The organism is Nostoc sp. DSM 114161 (genome assembly GCF_052692665.1).
Window position 1 is genome coordinate 1,921,285 of sequence record NZ_CP195141.1, and the last position, 19,486, is coordinate 1,940,770.

At 40.3% G+C, this 19,486-nt stretch carries 17 protein-coding genes and 1 pseudogene; 9 read left to right on the forward strand and 9 right to left on the reverse strand.

Features of this window, described 5'->3' with window-relative positions; all coding sequences use genetic code 11:
• Positions 1–11: 11 nt before the first annotated feature.
• A complete protein-coding gene (locus NSTC745_RS08120) occupies positions 12–1,856 on the reverse strand; it encodes a helix-turn-helix domain-containing protein (protein WP_445636697.1) in 1,845 nt (614 codons plus the stop codon).
• Between the two features lie 80 nt (positions 1,857–1,936).
• Between NSTC745_RS08120 and NSTC745_RS08125 the strand changes: the two genes are divergently transcribed.
• Together NSTC745_RS08125 and gorA are read left to right on the forward strand one after the other, a co-directional pair.
• Positions 1,937–2,203 (forward strand): hypothetical protein, encoded by a 267-nt coding sequence (locus NSTC745_RS08125; protein WP_445636698.1) that lies wholly within the window; start codon positions 1,937–1,939, stop codon positions 2,201–2,203.
• Positions 2,204–2,728: 525 nt separating this feature from the next.
• A complete protein-coding gene (gene gorA / locus NSTC745_RS08130; RefSeq protein ID WP_445636699.1) occupies positions 2,729–4,075 on the forward strand; it encodes a glutathione-disulfide reductase in 1,347 nt (448 codons plus the stop codon).
• A 240-nt stretch (positions 4,076–4,315) separates the two neighbouring features.
• Here gorA and NSTC745_RS08135 read toward each other — a convergent pair whose 3' ends face one another.
• Complete coding sequence (locus tag NSTC745_RS08135) at positions 4,316–6,667, reverse strand: CHASE2 domain-containing protein (protein WP_445636700.1); 2,352 nt, start codon at positions 6,665–6,667, stop codon at positions 4,316–4,318.
• A gap of 742 nt (positions 6,668–7,409) precedes the next feature.
• Between NSTC745_RS08135 and NSTC745_RS08140 the strand changes: the two genes are divergently transcribed.
• From NSTC745_RS08140 to NSTC745_RS08150, 3 genes and pseudogenes are all read left to right on the forward strand, one after another.
• Positions 7,410–7,931, forward strand: a complete 522-nt coding sequence (locus NSTC745_RS08140; RefSeq protein ID WP_096535107.1) for a LabA-like NYN domain-containing protein — start codon at positions 7,410–7,412, stop codon at positions 7,929–7,931.
• A 91-nt stretch (positions 7,932–8,022) separates the two neighbouring features.
• Positions 8,023–9,627, forward strand: a complete 1,605-nt coding sequence (locus NSTC745_RS08145) for a 2-isopropylmalate synthase (protein WP_445636701.1) — start codon at positions 8,023–8,025, stop codon at positions 9,625–9,627.
• 194 nt (positions 9,628–9,821) lie between these two features.
• Positions 9,822–10,157, forward strand: a pseudogene (locus NSTC745_RS08150) (SnoaL-like polyketide cyclase); the annotation flags it as partial.
• Between the two features lie 17 nt (positions 10,158–10,174).
• On the opposite strand, the gene NSTC745_RS08155 reads toward NSTC745_RS08150, so the two are convergent.
• Entirely contained in the window at positions 10,175–10,621 is a 447-nt protein-coding gene (locus tag NSTC745_RS08155; protein WP_445636702.1) for a GNAT family N-acetyltransferase, read from the reverse strand.
• Positions 10,622–10,768: 147 nt separating this feature from the next.
• Between NSTC745_RS08155 and NSTC745_RS08160 the strand changes: the two genes are divergently transcribed.
• A complete protein-coding gene (locus tag NSTC745_RS08160; RefSeq protein ID WP_445636703.1) occupies positions 10,769–12,211 on the forward strand; it encodes a RecQ family ATP-dependent DNA helicase in 1,443 nt (480 codons plus the stop codon).
• 369 nt (positions 12,212–12,580) lie between these two features.
• On the opposite strand, the gene NSTC745_RS08165 is transcribed toward NSTC745_RS08160, so the two are convergent.
• The gene (locus tag NSTC745_RS08165; RefSeq protein ID WP_445636704.1) at positions 12,581–12,913 is read right to left on the reverse strand and encodes a hypothetical protein; all 333 of its coding nucleotides are present in this window, start codon (positions 12,911–12,913) and stop codon (positions 12,581–12,583) included.
• A 316-nt stretch (positions 12,914–13,229) separates the two neighbouring features.
• Here NSTC745_RS08165 and NSTC745_RS08170 point away from each other — a divergent pair, with 316 nt between their 5' ends.
• Positions 13,230–15,119, forward strand: coding sequence for a S9 family peptidase (locus NSTC745_RS08170; protein ID WP_445636705.1), 1,890 nt, complete (start codon positions 13,230–13,232; stop codon positions 15,117–15,119).
• Positions 15,120–15,259: 140 nt separating this feature from the next.
• Here NSTC745_RS08170 and NSTC745_RS08175 read toward each other — a convergent pair whose 3' ends face one another.
• Complete coding sequence (locus tag NSTC745_RS08175; RefSeq protein WP_445636706.1) at positions 15,260–15,646, reverse strand: hypothetical protein; 387 nt, start codon at positions 15,644–15,646, stop codon at positions 15,260–15,262.
• 102 nt (positions 15,647–15,748) lie between these two features.
• Positions 15,749–16,069 carry a DUF4926 domain-containing protein gene (locus NSTC745_RS08180; RefSeq protein ID WP_445636707.1) on the reverse strand — a complete coding sequence of 107 codons (321 nt, stop codon included), beginning with the start codon at positions 16,067–16,069 and terminating at the stop codon, positions 15,749–15,751.
• Between the two features lie 209 nt (positions 16,070–16,278).
• On the opposite strand from NSTC745_RS08180, the gene NSTC745_RS08185 reads away from it, so the two are divergent.
• A complete protein-coding gene (locus tag NSTC745_RS08185) occupies positions 16,279–16,569 on the forward strand; it encodes a hypothetical protein (protein ID WP_445636708.1) in 291 nt (96 codons plus the stop codon).
• Here the strand turns inward: NSTC745_RS08185 and NSTC745_RS08190 are convergent.
• From NSTC745_RS08190 to NSTC745_RS08200, 3 genes are all read right to left on the reverse strand, one after another.
• The gene (locus tag NSTC745_RS08190; RefSeq protein WP_445636709.1) at positions 16,525–17,112 is read right to left on the reverse strand and encodes a Uma2 family endonuclease; all 588 of its coding nucleotides are present in this window, start codon (positions 17,110–17,112) and stop codon (positions 16,525–16,527) included. The two genes, NSTC745_RS08185 and NSTC745_RS08190, sit on opposite strands and share 45 nt — an antisense overlap.
• A gap of 168 nt (positions 17,113–17,280) precedes the next feature.
• Positions 17,281–18,273, reverse strand: a complete 993-nt coding sequence (gene pheS / locus NSTC745_RS08195; protein WP_445636710.1) for a phenylalanine--tRNA ligase subunit alpha — start codon at positions 18,271–18,273, stop codon at positions 17,281–17,283.
• A gap of 13 nt (positions 18,274–18,286) precedes the next feature.
• Positions 18,287–18,421 carry a hypothetical protein gene (locus tag NSTC745_RS08200; protein WP_445636711.1) on the reverse strand — a complete coding sequence of 45 codons (135 nt, stop codon included), beginning with the start codon at positions 18,419–18,421 and terminating at the stop codon, positions 18,287–18,289.
• A 160-nt stretch (positions 18,422–18,581) separates the two neighbouring features.
• Here NSTC745_RS08200 and surE point away from each other — a divergent pair, with 160 nt between their 5' ends.
• The gene (gene surE, locus NSTC745_RS08205) at positions 18,582–19,379 is read left to right on the forward strand and encodes a 5'/3'-nucleotidase SurE (RefSeq protein WP_445638556.1); all 798 of its coding nucleotides are present in this window, start codon (positions 18,582–18,584) and stop codon (positions 19,377–19,379) included.
• The last annotated feature ends 107 nt before the right edge of the window (positions 19,380–19,486 follow it).

Below are 19,486 nucleotides of genomic sequence, written 5' to 3' on the forward strand. Positions count from 1 at the left end.
AAAATATTGGTTTAATTTCCTAATCTATCTAATTTAAATTCCACAGCAATAGATAAAGCTTTTCGCATCAATTTCTGGCTAGCTTCTAAACATCTTTGCCAATATTCAAATCCCTGTTTACTTTGTTGAAAATTAAATTCCATCTGATCAATTAATGCTATTTCAAATGTAGACTTTCCTAATTCATAAATGCTTTTAGATAGGTTTTTACGCCATTCAACACACTCAAAAATAAGTTGCACAAAAAATAATATACCGGAATTATCTGAAAGGCTTGTCTGTAGAATTAATTCTTCTAAAGAATCTAAATTATGCAAACATAATAAATGATAAAATATTTCAAAAGCTATAATTTCTTCTGGGTAGTTTTCCTCTTTAGCAACCAATTCTAAATAATCTATGAGCAAATATAAATATTCTTCATAGCTTTTTACTTGATTTAAATCTATCATTTGAATTTTTAATTGTTCACTTTTCACTATTTGTGAAAAATTTATACTCCAAAAAGAAGCTGCTTTTTCGTGAGTTTCCCTCCATTCAAATGTTTGCTTGAGTCTTTTGATTGCCTCTGAGCAAATCATAGGATGTAACCAGTATTCTCTATTTTCACACTCGACTAAAGACCTATCTTGCAAAGATTTAACCACCCTCCACTGCTGAGATTCTGGTACATCCCACAGCAAACATAAAAGTCCTTCGATGCTTACAGAAGGAAAAGTTTGATAGCGATAGCATCCCAAACGGTAGAGAAGTCGATACGCATCACGATCAATTTCTTCCAAACGCTCGAATTGACTTATAACTAAATCTTCTAAGCTTTTATCCTTTAATAGTTCACTCTGATTTTCTTGCCAATACTCCTCTAAATTGCTTGAATAATCTTCTTTGATGATACCGCAGAGGATTTCCATTACTTTGGCATTGCCACCGTAGGCGTTGTGCATTATACTCAGCGAAGAAGTGTCTGTCTTAATGTAGCGGCTGTTAAAAAACTCCTGCCATACTTCGACAGCTAAACCTTTTAAGCGATAGTCATGAATTTTGACACTAGATTCATGCAAGCGATCACGGCTAGTAATTAGCGTAACAGATTTCACTCCTTCATCAGCTAAAACTCTCAATAGCTCTACATAAGAGCGATGAGCCTTAATAAATTTACCATTCCCATCTAAGGCAGGTTCAAGATTATCAATCAACACCCCAATCCTTTTACTTGAGTTTCGCAGATGCTGCCTCAATCGTTCTAGGGTAATGCTAAACTCCTGCCCTGGATCTTCGTTAAATTTTTGCCTTAGCCATTCCTCAATAATGCTGTTAGCTGAACAGATATTTTGAGTTTCCTTTGCCATCCGAAGTTCTAGCACCAAGTCGAACTGCTGGATGTACTCCCAGGCTAGCTTTGTCTTACCAATACCACCTTTTGCATAAATCAGGATTATCTTCACACCTTGCTTAATCACGTTGTTGAGGTGTGCGATCGCTTCCTCACGCCCCACAAAATCAGGATTTGTGGATATTGGCATATTAGAGATTGACTCTTGAGGCTTAGGGTTTGCGGCTGCGTGCTGAGATTGTACATTTGATTGAGCAAATATCCTTGTTAGTTCACCCAGTTCAATCTTTAATACAGTTGCTATCTTTGCAAGTGTTGTTGGTTCAGGAGCAGCAATTTCACCACTGGCAATCCGGCCAATATGATCTCTACCTAGACCCGTTTCTTTTGCCAATTTGTACTTTGTGATTTTTTTTTGTATAAGTAATTCGTTAAATGCTTCTCCAGCTTGCTTGTTCTTTTTAGCTCTTGCCACTGTGAATAAACCTCTATGTTCAACGGTTGCACGTTCAACTAGTTGCACAACTACAACTATTCAAATTTTAGAAGACAAACAAAACTAGTTAATAGCAACTAAATCCATCAGTTTAAGGAAGATTTGATATGAGTCACAATAACTTACAGCAAGAAGCAATTCAACTTGAGTTACTTAAAAAAACTTTGCACGGTTGGCAGCCAGCTTTTCCAGTAGTTGAAAGCTATGAATGGTCAACCGATCGCCTAGAACATCACTTCGGCATTTCACGCCAAGAGTTATACAAAATCAGGAGTCAACCCCATCCTTGGCGTTCCTCAACTTTGATTTTTTTACATCTTGGAAAAAATAAATGGCGGGTTTACAGCCTCAACCCAATACAAATTCCGGGATAAGGTAAAAGTCGTTGCCTAAAAATGCGATCGCATTCTTCTTTGTGGAATTAAGCGATCGCCCTTCTCATAGATTTAATGTATAAAAATATACTAAAAATATAAATACAAAAATCTTTATTAAAAATTCCGAAGTTTTAGTCAGAATAGGTTATCCGTAATTTGAGTAATATTAGTAACAGCATTTTTTGAAAATGATTTTGAAGATAAGGCTGTTATTTCTTGTGGAGGGGATAGGCTACGCCTTGAGAAAAGCGATCGCCAACATCGACCTCTTGTAGAATGAGTATGTTGTCTGTTCCACAACAAAATGTCATGTAACTTAGCAATAATGGGGCGATGCCTAGGTTGGGCTGCGCCTACGCTGTTATTTTTGTAGTAATTGCAGTTAAAGCGGCAATCTGCTACATATTAGCGTGTTTCAGTATCGATTTGTCCACCCAAAGACAGTAGATCAAGTTTTGTCTGAATAACTATAAGGGATTAAATAGCTCTGCTTTCCAAAAAGTTGAAAAGGAACAGATTTTTATGACATTTGATTATGATTTGTTTGTCATTGGTGCTGGGCCTGGGGGATTGGCAGCAGCTAAAAAAGCAGCTAGTTATGGCGTGCGTGTTGCCATTGCCGAACAAGAAGCCCTTGGTGGAACTTGTGTAAATCGTGGCTGTGTTCCCAAAAAACTGATTGTTTGTGCTGCTGACTTCGCGCTGCAAAATAAAATGGCGCAAACTTATGGGTGGAGTGATTGTCCAACATACTTTGACTGGACATTATTTATTAAATCTGTATACAAGCATGTTGACAGCATCAACGAATCCTATTTTCAGCAATTGCACAAAGCTGGAATTGAAATAATTTCTGAACGTGCCAGTTTTATCGATGCCCATACTATCAGTGTTGGTGGACGCCAAGTTACAGCAGACAAAATTTTAATTGCTGTGGGCGGCCAACCCCTCAAGCCGAATATCCCCGGTATAGAATATGCCATCACATCCCGTGAGATGTTTCAGCTACCCTATCTGCCGAAACGTTTGACCATAATTGGCGGTGGCTACATTGGTGTAGAATTTTCCAGCATGATGCACGCTTTTGGCTGTCAGGTGACGCTAATTGAAAAAGAGAAGATGATTTTATCAGGGTTTGATGATGGCATTCGCTCTAATGTGCAACAGGCTTTGAGTAAACGCCCAATTAAGTTATTCACCAACACCACCGTTCAAAAAATCAAATATTCAGAAGAGTGTTTGTTGTTGACTATTAATAGTGAAAGCCGAGAAATAGTTGCAGCAGATACCATCCTAGCTGCCACAGGTTACGCGCCAAATACTAAAAATTTAGGCTTGGAAAATGCCCATGTCGAAGTTGGCGAACATGGTGCAATCAAAGTAGATGAATACAGCCGCACCAACCAAGAAAATATCTTTGCTGTCGGTGACTGTACCAACCGCATCCAATTGTCTCCTGTGGCTAAGGCAGAAGGTATTGCCTTTGCAAATACAGTTTTTGGTAACAAGCCACAAAAACTGAATTACGATTATGTCCCCTCTGCTGTTTTTTGTCGTCCAGAAGCGGCTAGTGTGGGGATGACTGAAGCCAAGGCACGGGAAAAATTTGGTGAGTCTGTAAAATGCTACTACAGTGAATTTCAACCACTGTTTTATCAGCTAACTGAAAAAGATAAACAGGCAAGCATCAAGTTAGTAGTAAATGGTGATTCTGAGGAAGTTTTGGGCGCTCATATGGTAGGTGAAAATGCAGCAGATATCATTCAAAGTCTTGGCGTTGCAATTCGCAAGGGCATTACTAAGCAGGATCTAGATGAAACAATAGGCATTCATCCCACGGCAGGAGAAGAATTCTTTTCTTTGAATTGAAAAAGAGGTTTAAAACAAGAATTGAGAATCAATTAGTAAATCTTAAGTCTAGTAGGGTGCGTTAGGCTAAAGCCGTAACGCACCGCCATAGCATACAAGATGGTGCGTTAGACGCTCATATCATATTTTTCGTGACAAATAATGTCGAAATAAGCGCCCAACACACCGGACAATAATCATATTTTTACTTTGTAAATAGTCTCTCAATCCAAAATCTAAAATTTAAAATCTAAAATTCCTTCAAGTTGTTTCTGACGATTTTGCTGGGTAAGATTTTGTCGTCACGTTTAATTCGTCTAAAGTACTCATCGATGAGTCATGTTGTAGCATCGGGTATCCGCTGTGGGGATTTAGCAAATCGCCACAAGCAATAATTTCCACAGCTTTGAGAGCCTCTAATGCAGACTGATATCGCTGTCTGAAGTCATCTTGCACCATTTTACTGAGAATCTGAGCTAAAGGCTGACTCACCTGCACTCGATCGCTCCATTTTACCTGTCCATCAGCATCTCTCTCTAACTCGCGCGGTGTGATACCAGTTAAGGCTTTAATCCCAAGCATACCCACTGCATAGATATCACTACTGTATTGTGGACGACCAAAACATTGCTCGGTTGGTGCGTAACCTTGAGTCCCAATACCGATGGTAAAGGCAGTTTGGTCTTGAGGTTCTAATTGTGTGGCGGCAACTTCTTTAACTGCGCCAAAGTCAATTAGTACTAGTTTTCCGTCTGAGTGTCGCCGGATGATATTGCTAGGTTTAATATCTCGGTGAATCACGTTGTTTTCATGGACAAATGTTAATGTTTGCAATAAGTCTTTGATAATTTTGATGACTGCAATTTCTTCAATTGCTCTGCCTGGTGGCAATTCGTGGCTCAGAGGATGACCAAGTATGTATTCTTGTACTAAATAAAATTCTTCATCTTCTTCAAAATACGCCAAAAGTTGCGGAATTTGAGGATGAGTTCCCAATTTTTCTAGTGTTTGTGCTTCGGAATTAAATAAACGTCTGGCAAGTTGCAATCCTCCTGGTTTGGTGTTGCTTGGTTTTAGTTGCTTGACAACACATCGCGGGTTACCAGGACGTTGGGTATCTTCAGCAATGTAGGTTTCACTAAATCCACCTGCACCAAGAACTTTCACAATTCTGTAGCGTAGAGCCAACATTTTACCTGATAAAGCTAAATCTCGTTCATCAATTAGGTCTTGCAGGTCATCTTGTTGGCTGATAATTTCTTGGACAACAGGAGAAGTTTTATATTTCTGAAATATGTCTACTAATTGGCGTTTTCTAATGTTTTCTCTGAGTGCTGAAGTTCCCAGGTAACTCAATCCGCAACAAGCGATCGCCACCATTGGTATGCTAGTAGGAAAAATTAACCCATCGTGGACAAATACCCCATAGCTAATTCCTAACCAAGTACCAGATAAAACTAAACTATAAAGAAATCGATTCAAACTATGCTTATTTCTACTAATAATTAATGCTGAAGTACCTACTAAAACTAACACAAACAAACCACGCAATGGTAGAGTTTGAATTTCTTCAGCGATCGCTTTACCTGTCATTAAAGTTGCGATGGCATTGGCATGAATTTCTACCCCCGACATTGGTTCGGGACTCTTACTAGCTGCTACTGCATAATAATCATTGTTTAACTTATCTGTTGAACCGATCAAAACAATCTTGTTTTTGAATACTTTTCCTTGCTGTAAATAAGTGTTCCAATTTTCTGGATCGAGTACGTGCCAAAAGGGTATTTGTTCAAACGTTCCCGCAGGGCCCCAAAAATAAATGCGATCGCCTTTTGGTCGCGGATAATTTATTTGTGCTGCCCTCAATGCTGCTTCATCAAAGGAAGGTAGCCTATTTGTAAATAAATTTTCTTCATCTAATAATTTGGGAAACTCACTTGCCAATCGATGAACTTTACCATCCACCTCCACAGGAAAATTAACTGAACCAATGGACACCGATCCTATGTGAAACATCTGTTGTGGCGGTGTCAGTTGGGTAAACGACCCTTGGTGCGTCTCGAAATTTTCATAAAGGGCTGCTAAAGCAACTTTGCTACCATATTTCTTCAGTGCTGCTTGCAGTTGGCGATCGTCATTAGGCCCATAACTACTCGGTGTATCAAAAACAAGACCTACTGCTACAGAACGAACGCCTGCTTTCATTAATTTTGTAATTACCTGGGCATATGCAGCACGTTTATAAGGAAAAGATTTCAGTGTTTCTAGGTAGGCATACTGTTGCGGATCTGTTTTATAGTACTGTTCTGGAACTGATATTGACTGATCGTCTATTGCTAAAATTACGATGTCTTCTGGAGGAACAATCGGCCCGCGCACTTCAAAAAAGTGAGAAAGTACCTGATTCTCCATCAATTGAACTAAATCGCAACCAGAAGCAGTTAGTAATGCTGCGCCTATTGCCCAAGTGCCAGCCAGTACATGACCTAAGCGAACTATCCACCTAGACTGTCGTGCCGCTGCTGTAGATGTAACTTTCGTAGGTTTACTGGGTAGTCTGTTGGCAGCAGAGACAGGGTTTTTGGTTAAGGTAGATGTAGATTCTTCTGCCATATCGTGTTACTGATTGATTTAAGTCCAACATTTTTATTTATTCAAACCACCTTCTTACTACAAGCACATTGAAATAAGACTTAAAATGTTAATCTTATACATTTGTAAAGTATCTTCTATTATTCGAGAAACTTCGCTTGGCAAAGTTAGCCCCCAAGAGATTATTTCTCAGGCACTGCCTAAGTTATTTCTCGTCTGTTGAGTGAGTTATAACTAGTGATTGTCCCACAGATCTGAACTAATATACTCTGCCTGTACACTTTTTTGCTGTGAGATTTTACTCCAACCTAACCAACAGGTATACTTTCAACTGGTTGCTTTACCAGAAAGTGTTACAAGTCTGTCTTCTGCCTTTAGCGCAACTATTAGTATTCTCTAGAAAGTATGTCCTGATACTAAAAGCTTTACTTATAGATAGGTATCAACTTATATTCTCCCATGAGCTTATGCCATACCTCTTTAGGAGTAAACTTTAGTGTTATACAGCTATGAATGCTGTTAATGGGACAATTTTATTGGTAGATTTTGATTACAGGGTGGCTCTTGCAGTACCGGAGGTGAATAAGGCTTAGCACCCAAGTTCTCAACTCTAATGTTGCAGCCGTTTTTATGCTTTGAAACAGGTAGCATTAAAGCTATAGATGAAAAGCTACTTTATAGATATTAGCAAACAAGGGATTTGAAAATTGCTATAATCTATTGTTCCATCTAAATTCATTTATATTATTAGGTGTAAATTTGTATGGGTTCTCCAATGAATCGTCTGTCTATTTTTGTAGACGGAAACAATATGTTCTATGCTCAACAAAAAAATGGGTGGTTTTTTGACCCGCGACGAGTCTTAGAATACTTCAAACACGAGCAGTCAGAAACAACATTAATCAATGCATTCTGGTACACTGGCTTAAAAGACCCACAAGATCAACGAGGTTTTAGAGATGCTCTAATTAGTCTGGGATATACAGTTAGAACTAAAATTCTTAAAGAATACTATGATGATACTTCTGGTCGTTACTCGCAAAAAGCTAATTTAGATATTGAAATTGTTGTCGATATGTTCAATACAGTAGACCAGTACGATCGAGTGGTATTATTTAGTGGTGATGGTGATTTTGAAAGAGCAATAGAACTATTACGTTCCAAAAATACACATATTACAGTAGTATCAACAGAAGGAATGATCGCGAGAGAACTACGGAATGCTACGGATAGATATATAGATTTAAATGATATCAGAGATCAAATAGAAAAAACCGATGGCTAATAGATTTAACAATTATTTACAAAGGTAAAGTAAAAATATAAGTTTGAAGATATTTTGCTCGATAACTAAAAACTAAACAAACAAAGTGCAAATGACAACTAAAACTGATAAAATCCTGATTTTTGACACTACATTGCGAGATGGAGAGCAGTGTCCAGGAGCAACCCTGAATATAGACGAAAAATTAGTCATTGCCAAGCAATTGGCAAGGCTGGGTGTCGATATAATCGAGGCGGGGTTTGCCTTCGCCAGTCCTGGAGATTTTGAAGCAGTTAGCAAGATTGCAGAAATTGTAGGAACAGAAAATGGGCCTGTAATTTGCAGTTTGGCAAGGGCCATTAAGGCAGATATTGAAGCTGCTGCCCAAGCATTAAAACCAGCAGCTAAAGGTAGAATTCACACATTTATTTCGACTTCAGATATTCATTTAGAATATCAGTTGCGGAAGTCACGGGCAGAAGTTTTAGCGATCGCCCAAGACATGGTAGCTTATGCTAAATCCTTCATGGCAGATGTGGAATTTTCGCCGATGGATGCAGCTCGTTCCGATCCGGAATTTCTGTATCAAGTTTTAGAAGCTACCATCGCCGCTGGTGCAACAACAATTAATATCCCCGATACAGTTGGTTACATCACACCCAGTGAATTTGGAGCGATTATTAAAGGCATTAAAGAAAATGTCCCCAACATCGACCAAGCGATTATTTCAGTTCACGGTCATAACGATCTAGGCTTAGCAGTTGCTAACTTTTTAGAAGCCGTAAAAAATGGCGCACGGCAACTAGAATGCACGATTAATGGCATTGGCGAACGCGCCGGAAATGCATCACTAGAAGAATTGGTGATGGCGTTGCATGTGCGGCGACAATATTTTAATCCTTATTTGGGAAGACCAGAAGAATCCCAAGAATCCCTGACAAATATTGACACCCGTGAAATTTACAGAACTTCACGCCTAGTTTCTAATTTGACAGGAATGCTAGTGCAACCAAATAAAGCGATCGTTGGTACAAATGCCTTTGCCCATGAATCAGGCATTCACCAAGATGGCGTATTAAAAAATAAACTCACCTACGAAATTATGGATGCCCAATTGATTGGCTTAACAGACAATCAAATAGTTTTGGGCAAACATTCAGGCAGAAATGCTTTTCGTACCCGATTAAAAGAATTGGGTTTTGAATTGTCGGATAGCGAATTAAATAAAGCATTCGTTAGATTCAAAGAAGTTGCAGATAAAAAGAAAGAAATATCCGATCGCGATTTAGAAGCGATCGTTAACGACGAAATCCAACAAGCGCCAGATTTGTTCCGTGTAGAACTCGTGCAAGTTTCCTGTGGTAGCAACGCCCGTCCCACCGCTACAGTTACCCTGCGTACCCCAGAAGGGCAAGAATTAACCGATGCAGCGATCGGTACCGGGCCAGTGGATGCAGTTTACAAAGCAATCAACCGCGTGGTGAATGTGCCCAACGAATTGATAGAGTTTTCTGTGCAGTCAGTAACAGCAGGTATTGACGCCATTGGCGAAGTGACAATTCGTTTGCGTTATGAATCGAGAGTGTTTTCTGGTCATGCGGCGAACACAGATATCATCGTCGCATCAGCGCAAGCTTATGTAAATGCCTTAAATAGGTTGTATGCAGCATTGCAAACTCAACAAAAACCAGAAGAAGTATCTGCACAGAAAGTCTAAAAAACTTCTGTCTTGATTTGCAGTTAATTGAAAAGCGTAAATAGGGTAGCACAGTTAGCTGTGCTACCCTAGTTATTTTATGTATCCTGAATTCCTAGCTATTATGAATATTCTTTAATTTATATATTTTCTGATTTATTTAATATCCAGAGAATTTTATTCTAAAAAGCGATGTTTATTATCAATCAAATTGTATGGTTAGCGAGAAAACCCCAGGATTGCCACTTTGGGTACAAGATAGAGATGTAGTCATTGCTAATGATGAAGAAGTACAGTGGCGAGAAGGGAAACGTCCAGATTATTCCCTCAGTAATGAAATTCTTGAACAAGAGAAAAAATTTCACCATCCCGAAGGTTCTTTAGAAGCGATCGCTCAAAATTTAGTCCGCACTTTTGAAATGGAAGCTTCCCATAAATCTAATCCCCAACAGTGGCTTTCTATTGTTATTGATAAATTTAAAATGAGTAGTAATGGCGGACAACAATACACTGCTCAAGATGTTGCAGAACAAGGTACTTATAACTTATTTTATTGGTATAAGCCTTATTAATTCTGGCTTCTGAATTCTTCCTTAGGATTTAAACGCATCATGATTCTTTCCGGCTCACTCAAATTTTTAAACCCGTAACGCCGATAAAGTCCATGAGCATCTCTTGTACCTAACATCCATCTTTGAACATCTTGCAATTCTGGGTATTCTAAAATATATTCTACAAACCATTTGCCTAAACCCTGTCCTCGGTAAGGCTCCAAAATAAAAACATCTTTTAATAACGCAGAAGTCGCATAATCAGTAATGACTCTTGCAAAGCCAACTTGTTGTTCGCCTTCATACAATCCAAAACATAAAGAATTTTTGATTGACTTTTCTACAATCGCTAATGGGATGTTTTTAGCCCAATAAGAAGTTTGTAAAAAATCATGAATCATTTGAATATCTAATTTAGTCTTATCAGTATTTATATAAAACCTATGTTTTAAGTCTTCGTTCATATCTGACTCTAGTAAATAAAAAATAATTATAATTTATTGTTGCCCTCAATGGGTTGCACTATTCAAATGATGAAATTACTGAACCATTAGCTGTAAAACAAAAGCTATATTCAGTGTTCAAACATATGGGTGCATCTAGTATTGATTATGAATCAGCCAACAACAAAATCTTGGCAAGAAGTTCTCGCTACTTTTAAAAAAATTTGGGGTTATGAAGATTTCCGTCCGCCACAGGGAGAGATTGTCAGCAGTTTATTAGCCCAAAAAGATGCGCTGATTATTATGCCCACAGGGGGAGGTAAGTCGATTTGTTTTCAACTTCCCGCACTCCTACAAACAGGATTAACTTTGGTAGTTTCCCCCTTAGTGGCGTTGATGGAAAATCAAGTACAAGAATTACGAGAAAACCACCAAAAGGCAGCACTTTTGCATAGTGAATTACCTTCATCTCAACGCCGTGCAACTCTGCAAGCTTTGGAACGCCAGCAGCTAAGATTACTGTATTTATCGCCAGAAACGTTGTTGAGTGCGCCAGTTTGGGAAAGATTATCTCATCCGCAATTGCAAATTAATGGTTTGATTTTGGATGAAGCCCATTGTTTAGTGCAGTGGGGTGATACTTTTCGCCCAGCTTATCGCAGATTAGGGGCGGTACGTCCGGCGTTGCTAAAATCAAAACCACCAGGAACAAAAATCTGCATTGCAGCTTTCACCGCTACTGCTGACCCCTTGGCGCAAAAAATTATTCAAACAGTTTTACAATTACAGCAACCAGAGATTTTTCGGTTGAATCCATACCGTTCAAATTTGCATCCCAGCGTTCGCATTGCTTGGACGCCACGAAGCAGGAAACAACAATTATTAAAGTTTATTCAAAATAGGCCGCAACAATCGGGCTTAGTTTACGTTCGCACTCGGCGAGATAGTGAAGATTTAGCCCAATGGTTAGCAGACATGGGTTATGCTACAGCGAGTTATCATGCAGGTTTGGGCGCAACAGAACGCCGTGCAGTGGAAGCTAGCTGGTTGAGTGGGAAAATGCCGTTTGTGGTTTGCACCTGTGCGTTTGGGATGGGGATTAACAAAAGTAATGTTCGCTGGGTTGTTCACTTTCAGCCGCCACATCTGCTTTCAGAATATGTGCAAGAAATCGGCCGCGCCGGAAGAGACGAGAAACCAGCCGAAGCGTTAACCCTGGTGAGCGAACCTACGGGGTGGTTAGATCCTGAAGATAAGCAAAGACAGCAGTTTTTTGAACAACAAATGCGATCGCAACAACAAATGGCGCAGCAACTTATGAAAAAATTACCAAAGCAGGGAGAAGTGAACGCAGTAACTCGACAATTTCCCGAAGCCGCCACAGCCTTAGCTTTACTCCACAACAACGGTCAGTTAAACTGGCTTGACCCTTTTCATTACACCATTGAGGAAAAAGCGAAAAATCAGTCAACGACGCAATTACACGCCGCCAAACAAATGCAACAATATTTTACAAGCAAGCAGTGTCGCTGGCAGTTTTTACTAAACGCCTTTGGTTTTGGCAAAGAAGCAGCCAACTGGCGTTGCGGACATTGCGATAATTGCCGCTAGCCTAGACTTTGTTTTGTGCCGCCTATCCAGCGCTTGGTTGAGGGTTGCTGTTATAAAGTTAATTACGATTACTAAGAAATTAATTATCCAATCTTGTGGGGTGGACATCCTGTCATTGGTGTCAACTTAAGTTAGAACTGGCTTAACTGTTGGCTTCCTCACCCGCCTAGAACTAAAGTTCCAGGCTAAAAGTTAAAGTCATCTAAAGATGACTAAAAATTTTTGGGTATACCCAGTCATCTTCAGATGACTTTCGCTATAAGCAAGGAACTTCAGTTCCTTGCGGGACATCGGTTCTACGTTAAGTTGACACCAATGGCGAGACGCCCACCCCACAAGAAAAGCTGAATATTTTTTTATTTAGAAGTGTCATAATTTACTATTCACGAGTATCAAAGACTCATCGCCGAGTATCAAAGACTCGTTCACGAGTATCAAAGACTCATCGCCGAGTATCAAAGACTCGTTCACGAGTATTAAAGACTCGTTCGCGAGTATTAAAGACTCGTCGCCGAGTATCAAAGACTCGTTCACGAGTATTAAAGACTCGTTCGCGAGTATTAAAGACTCGTCGCCGAGTATCAAAGACTCGTCCGCGAGTATCAAAGACTCGTTCACGAGTATCAAAGACTCGTCGCCGAGTATCAAAGACTCGTCCACGAGTATTAAAGACTCATCACCGAGTATCAAAGGCTCATTCACGAGCGAACGACTACGTTAGACTTGACATTATAATGCCCACCCTACAAACAATTCATCTAAATTTAAAGATACAAATCATTTTTCCATCTTTGTTTACCTCTTTTATTTCCCAGCTAGGTTCATCCAATAGGATGAATTGTCATTTTCAGCAGCAAGTAACAATGGGGTAGTTAGCATAATTCGTAATTGCTACCTCACTGATAAATCCGTTTCCTCGAAACTAGGAAAAATATTTGTCTTTTTCTCTAAATTTATTTAGAGGCATGAAACCTGAATAAATTAATTACGAATTATTCACTCAAGTAGAGGATCAAATATGCCATCTGCAACAGCAACCTCATTGCCACCACTAATTCCGCGTGAAATTCTCTTTGGAAACCCCGAAAAAACTAGCCCAAGACTATCGCCAGACGGCAAATATTTGGCATACATCGCTCCCAACGAACAAAATGTCTTGCAAGTATGGTTGCGAACTGTGGGACAAGAAGACGACCAAATACTAACTGCGGACAAAAAACGCGGTATTCGCGTTTTCTTTTGGACTTATAACACCAACGAGTTGATTTACATGCAAGACTCAGACGGTGATGAAAACTTTCACCTCTACTTAGTTAATATTGAGTCAAAGATTGTCCGCGATTTAACACCATTTCAGGGTGTAAAAGTAGGCTTTGTAGATATAGACCCTAAATTTCCAGACCAAGTACGGGTAGGCTTAAACTTAAACAATCCGCAAAAGTTCGACGTTTACCGTATTAACTTAAAAAATGGTGCGGTGGAGTTTGACACTGACAACCCCGGTAATATTATTAGCTGGACAGCTGATGCTGATTTCCAAGTACGTGCAGCAACAGCTAGCACCCCTGATGGTGGTTACGATTTGTTATTACGGGAAACCACAGATAAAGAATGGGAAATTCTCCGCCACTGGGGGCCAGAAGAAGAAGGAAGTCCTGTTAGCTTTTCAGCTGATGGCAAAACACTTTATATCGAAGCCAATCACGATGCTAATGCTCAACGTCTGCTAGCTGTGGACTTAAACACCCGTCAAGAAACTGTCATTGCCCAAGATGAGCAGTACGATCTTGTGGGTGTAGTAATTCAGCCAGTGACGCGAGTTATTGAAGCAGTTTCTTTCTACAAAGACAAACAGGAATGGCAGATAATTGACCAGAGTATTGCTGCTGATTTTGCAGAAATCGCCAAGGTGCGTCCTGGGGAGTTCTCCTTAGTTAGCCGCGACTTAGAAGATAAAAACTGGCTAGTGGCTTATAACACTGATGATGGCCCAGTTTATTACTATGCTTACAACCGAGAGTCAAAAACTAGCACTTTCCTGTTTAGTAACCAACCCAAACTCGAAGGCTTGCAGTTAGCTTCAATGCAACCGATTTCCTACGAGGCGCGGGATGGTTTGACTATCCACGGTTACCTGACTACCCCTGTGGGAATACCTAGCCAGAATTTACCAACAGTACTGCTGGTTCATGGCGGCCCTTGGGTGCGCGATACCTGGGGTTTAGATCCGGAAGCGCAATGGCTAGCTAACCGTGGTTACGCTGTTTTGCAAATCAATTATCGGGGTTCCACTGGTTATGGTAAGGCTTTCGTGAATGCTGGAAACCGGGAATGGGCTGCCAAAATGCACGATGATTTGATTGATGGTGTTAATTGGCTAGTGGAAAAAGGTATTTCTGACCCGCAAAAGATTGCAATTATGGGCGGTTCTTATGGTGGTTATGCGACCTTGGTGGGGTTGACTTTTACACCAGAAATTTTTGCTGCGGGTGTGGATATTGTGGGTCCTAGTAACTTGATTACTTTAATCCAAACTATACCGCCTTATTGGGAACCACTTAAGGCAATGTTTTATCACCGTGTTGGTAATTTAGAAACAGAAGCAGAGTTTTTGAAATCGCGATCGCCTTTATTTTTCGCTGACAAAATTCAAAAACCTTTACTCATCGGTCAAGGTGCAAACGATCCGCGAGTCAAACAATCAGAAAGCGACCAAATTGTCAACGCAATGCAACAAGCTGGTTTACCAGTAAAATATGTACTTTACCCCGACGAAGGACATGGTTTTGCTAGACCAGAAAATCGCTTGCATTTTTTTGCGATCGCTGAAGAGTTTCTCGCTCAATATTTAGGTGGAAGATTTGAGCCTTTGACAGAGATTCCAGGTCATTCAGGAATAGTTAAATAAAACCTCATGCATGGTGGTTAGTGTAATTCACCGACCACCTGAATATTTTTAATTTGGTAAGCACAGATACGAAAGAAGTCACTGTGGCAAACACCACGGTTAGTCATTTATATTTTGTGAAATTGGCTGCGATCGCAATTTTACGAAATCCAATTTTCTCGTTGTTCGCCCTGAATTGACTGTAGAATTCCAAACCTTTCTTCAATTTTGCGCGGCAGAGTATGTATACCAAGAAGATAAACGCAAGATTCTTCCGGGTGGTCTGTCAAAACACGAACTCTGGCTTCGTCATCTTGCAAACGCTCGATGAGAATAGATGCACAAATTTCAACATCTTCAGGAATCTCATATACTTCCTTTGAAAATTTGAATCTCTTCTCTAAACTCTTTGCAATTTCGTCAATAATGTTTTGTTCAGGCAATGTATTAGTAAAGCGATAAAGGTATGTTCGGCAGCACTTTCCATCTTCTAGCTGCTCTAATTGAGGGATATTTATCACCTTAATTTGACTCGCATCATACTTCATTTAGTGTCACCATTAACCTGAAAGCACTATCGATAAATAGCTTATTGAGATGTTGAACTACAAATTAAAAAAAGTTAAATAATTTTATAAAATAGACTCATGTTAAATCTGATGTTCAAATTTTTCCTGTTGTAAGAGAAAATCGAGATACTCTTGTAATTGCAACAGCCTTGCTCCAGATAGCTGCCGTAACTTAGCTAAAATCATTTCTTCTTGCTGCCACTGGGCAATGGGGATAATTTGAGATGATACTTCGATCGTCACATGGGGTAAATCAAAACCTTCCAGACTATACCCGTCCTCTTCCCCTTCAGGCATGGGGTAATGTTCCACAATTGTTGCAATATCCCCTCGTTTTAGGTTGTATTCTGGTAAATCCTGCGTTAAGGCAACTTTGGAGAATAGGGGGTGTTGTACCTTCATTAGTTGGCTCCTCGATCTGGCACTGGGGTGACAAATTTGGTTATATCGTTGACAACCATCCAAATAGTTAAAATATTAAGTTCAACGCCATTAATCCCTCACAGACACGCACGAATGGCATATTTTTGTCCATAGCGAGTTGTTTCGATTGCCTCGGCAGGTTGCGTTAAAACTTGAGTGCGTAGATCCCGTTCCAGTTGTTGCCAAGTGTGTACCCAGCCATAGCCAAAAATTTAGATTTATCGTCTTTTGGCAACGGCATAAACAGATATTTGGTTAGCTTTTCTTCTGCTATTATTGCATCCTGCGGTAAAAAGTCCATCGCCGAATGGCATGAATTTTGGCTAGTAATTATTGACTACATTTTACTCTGGAATACTGGTCGTCTAACTGTTCGAGATGATGAAAGTTTTGATAGCGATCGCACCTCTCAAATCTCTTCCTCTATCTACCTTTTAAATATTACTTTCTCCAACATGAAGTACTTGCTCTGCGGTTAGCTGTAATTCTGGGAAGATAGTAGATGCGATCGCAGTATTTCCTGTAAATCTGGTTTCTTCATAAAACCCGTCAACTAATATTAATACAGTAATTATGTTCCTTTGTGGATCGACAATCCAATATTCAGCAATTCCCCTTGCGGCATACTCGGAACGTTTGTAGCGATAGTCCCGGTCTTCGTTAACTTTGCCAGGAGAAACAACTTCAACAACTAGTGCCGGGGGTGGCATATCTAAAGTGATTGTCGATCGCGTTGCGCCTTCTAAGATTGTTGCAAGTTCATCTGTCAGCACAACTAAGTCAGGAATGCGAGTTGTCGCACGAGAACCAGCAACAACAATTTCAACTTTATTACTCAACCAATTAATGGGAACAAACTTCAGGAAATTTACCAGTAAAAACAGAGATATCTGAACATTTTTTGGGCTTTCAGGTGGCATTGCAACTAACTTACCTGCTACCAGTTCATACTGACTATCCGTGCCATCGTCATACTTTAAATATTCCTCAAGCGTTAGATATTTGCCAGCGATCGCAGTCATATTACGTCAACAAAATTTACGTACTGATAGTTTACCAAATTCATCAATCCTAATTTATTATTTAAAACCACAGATAATTCATCAGTATTTATCTGTGGTTCCATTTTCATCCTATTAGCTATTGCAATAGCTGTAGTAAGTGCTTGATTATTTAAAGCGATCGCTTACTTAAAATTGTTGCAAAAATCGCAAATCGCTGGCATACAAACGACGAATATCATCGATTTGATGTAATACCATTGCAAAGCGTTCTACACCAAATCCGGCAGCAAACCCAGTATAAATTTCTGGGTCATAGCCTACGGCTTTGAGTACATTTGGATCGACCATACCGCAGCCCATTACTTCCAGCCAGCGCCCATTCCACTGCAAATCTACTTCAGCGGAAGGTTCGGTAAAGGGGAAATAACTGGCGCGGAAGCGAATCGGTAAATCGCCAAATATTGATTGTAAAAATACCTTAATTGTGCCCTTGAGGTCTGTAAAAGTTAATCCCTCATCAATGGCTAAAAGTTCTATTTGATGGAAAACTGCTGAGTGGGTGGCATCTACATTATCTCGCCGATAAACTCGCCCTGGAGCTACAACCCGAATTGGTGGTTCCTCTCTTTCCATGTAGCGAATTTGCACTGAAGATGTATGAGTCCTCAAAAGATTGCCGTCTGGCAGGTAAAAAGTATCCTGCATATCACGCGCTGGATGGTCGGGCGGAGTATTCAGCGCCTCGAAGTTGTAGTAATCTGTTTCCATTTCTGGCCCTTGAGCTACGGTGTAGCCCATACCAACAAAGATATCCAGCGCCCGATCGATGATGCCATTTAGAGGATGAATGCGACCTTGGGGGCGGTAAATTCCCGGCATAGTGACATCGAGAGTTTCAGCCTCTAGCTGGGAACGGATTTGCGCGGCTTCCAAGGCGGCGCGTTGTTGGTCTAGACTAGTTTGCAGGGACTCTTTGACTGTATTGGCGATCGCCCCAATTTTCGGTCGTTCCTCTGCGCTCAGCTGCCCCATACTCCGCAACAGCGCCCCCAGTTCCCCTTTCTTGCCCAGATAGCTAACTCTAAGTTCTTCTAGACGTTCTAGGGTATCAGCGGCGGCGATCGCTTGTTCTCCTTGGTGCCGCAGTGCTAAAAGTTGAGCTTCTAAATTGCTAGTCATTAGTTATTAGTCATCAGTCATTGGTCATTGGTGAGCCAGTGGGATCTTGGGGGTTTCCCCCATGAGCAACTGGCGAACCCGAAGGGTCATTAGTCATTAGTCTATAGTCAAAAGCTGTGAACTGCTCGATAAATAAAGTTATACCCATACATTAGCTCAACCAAACAAACCAAACCTCTGTCTATTACTTCGAGAACATAGGATAAATAAATGTGTTTTTTTGCTTGATACTTGTGACGACTGTCATTGACAAACGACTAATGACCAATGACAAATGACTAATGACTAGTGACCAATGACCAATGCCTATGAAATTATTAATTAGCAACGATGATGGTATTTCTGCTATGGGTATTCGTACCCTAGCTAACTATTTAGCACAAGCAGGGCATGATGTGACAGTAGTTTGCCCAGACAGAGAGCGATCGGCAACTGGGCATGGATTAACTATGCACCAGCCAATTCGCGCGGAAATTGTGGAATCATTTTTCGATCCGGCTGTGAAAGCTTGGGCTTGCGATGGTACACCTTCAGATTGCGTCAAATTGGCGCTGTGGGCTTTGCTAGATACTCCCCCAGATTTTGTTCTCTCTGGCATCAATCAAGGCGCCAATTTGGGAACTGAAATTTTATATTCTGGGACTGTTTCCGCGGCAATGGAAGGTTTAATTGAAGGCATTCCCAGTGTCGCCATGAGTCTTACCAGTCATACCTCAAAAAACTTTCAACCTGCTGCTAAGTTTGCCAAAATTCTCTTAGACCAGTTAGCCCAAAAACCACTACCAGATTTGATGTTGCTTAATGTCAATATTCCTGCTGTTGAGTGGGAAGAAATTGCTGGAGTGACTCTCACGCGTCAAGGAGTGCGGCGTTACATAGATGTATTCGATAAACGAGTCGATCCTCGTGGAAAAACTTACTACTGGTTAACTGGAGAAGTCATTGAAGATGTGGAACCACCAATGGGGTTAAATTTACCGGAAAATGTACCCATAGATGTACATGTTGTACGTAATAACTACATCAGTATAACTCCCTTACAGTACAATCTGACCTACGCAACTGGACTAGAGAAATTATCTCAATGGGAATTCAAATTTCCCTGAATCATTGAATTATTAGGAAAGAATTGGAATTAATTAAATGCATCACATGAAAATGTAGGCTATAACTTAGGGGCACCCTTGAGATAACGGATACACATACATCTGAA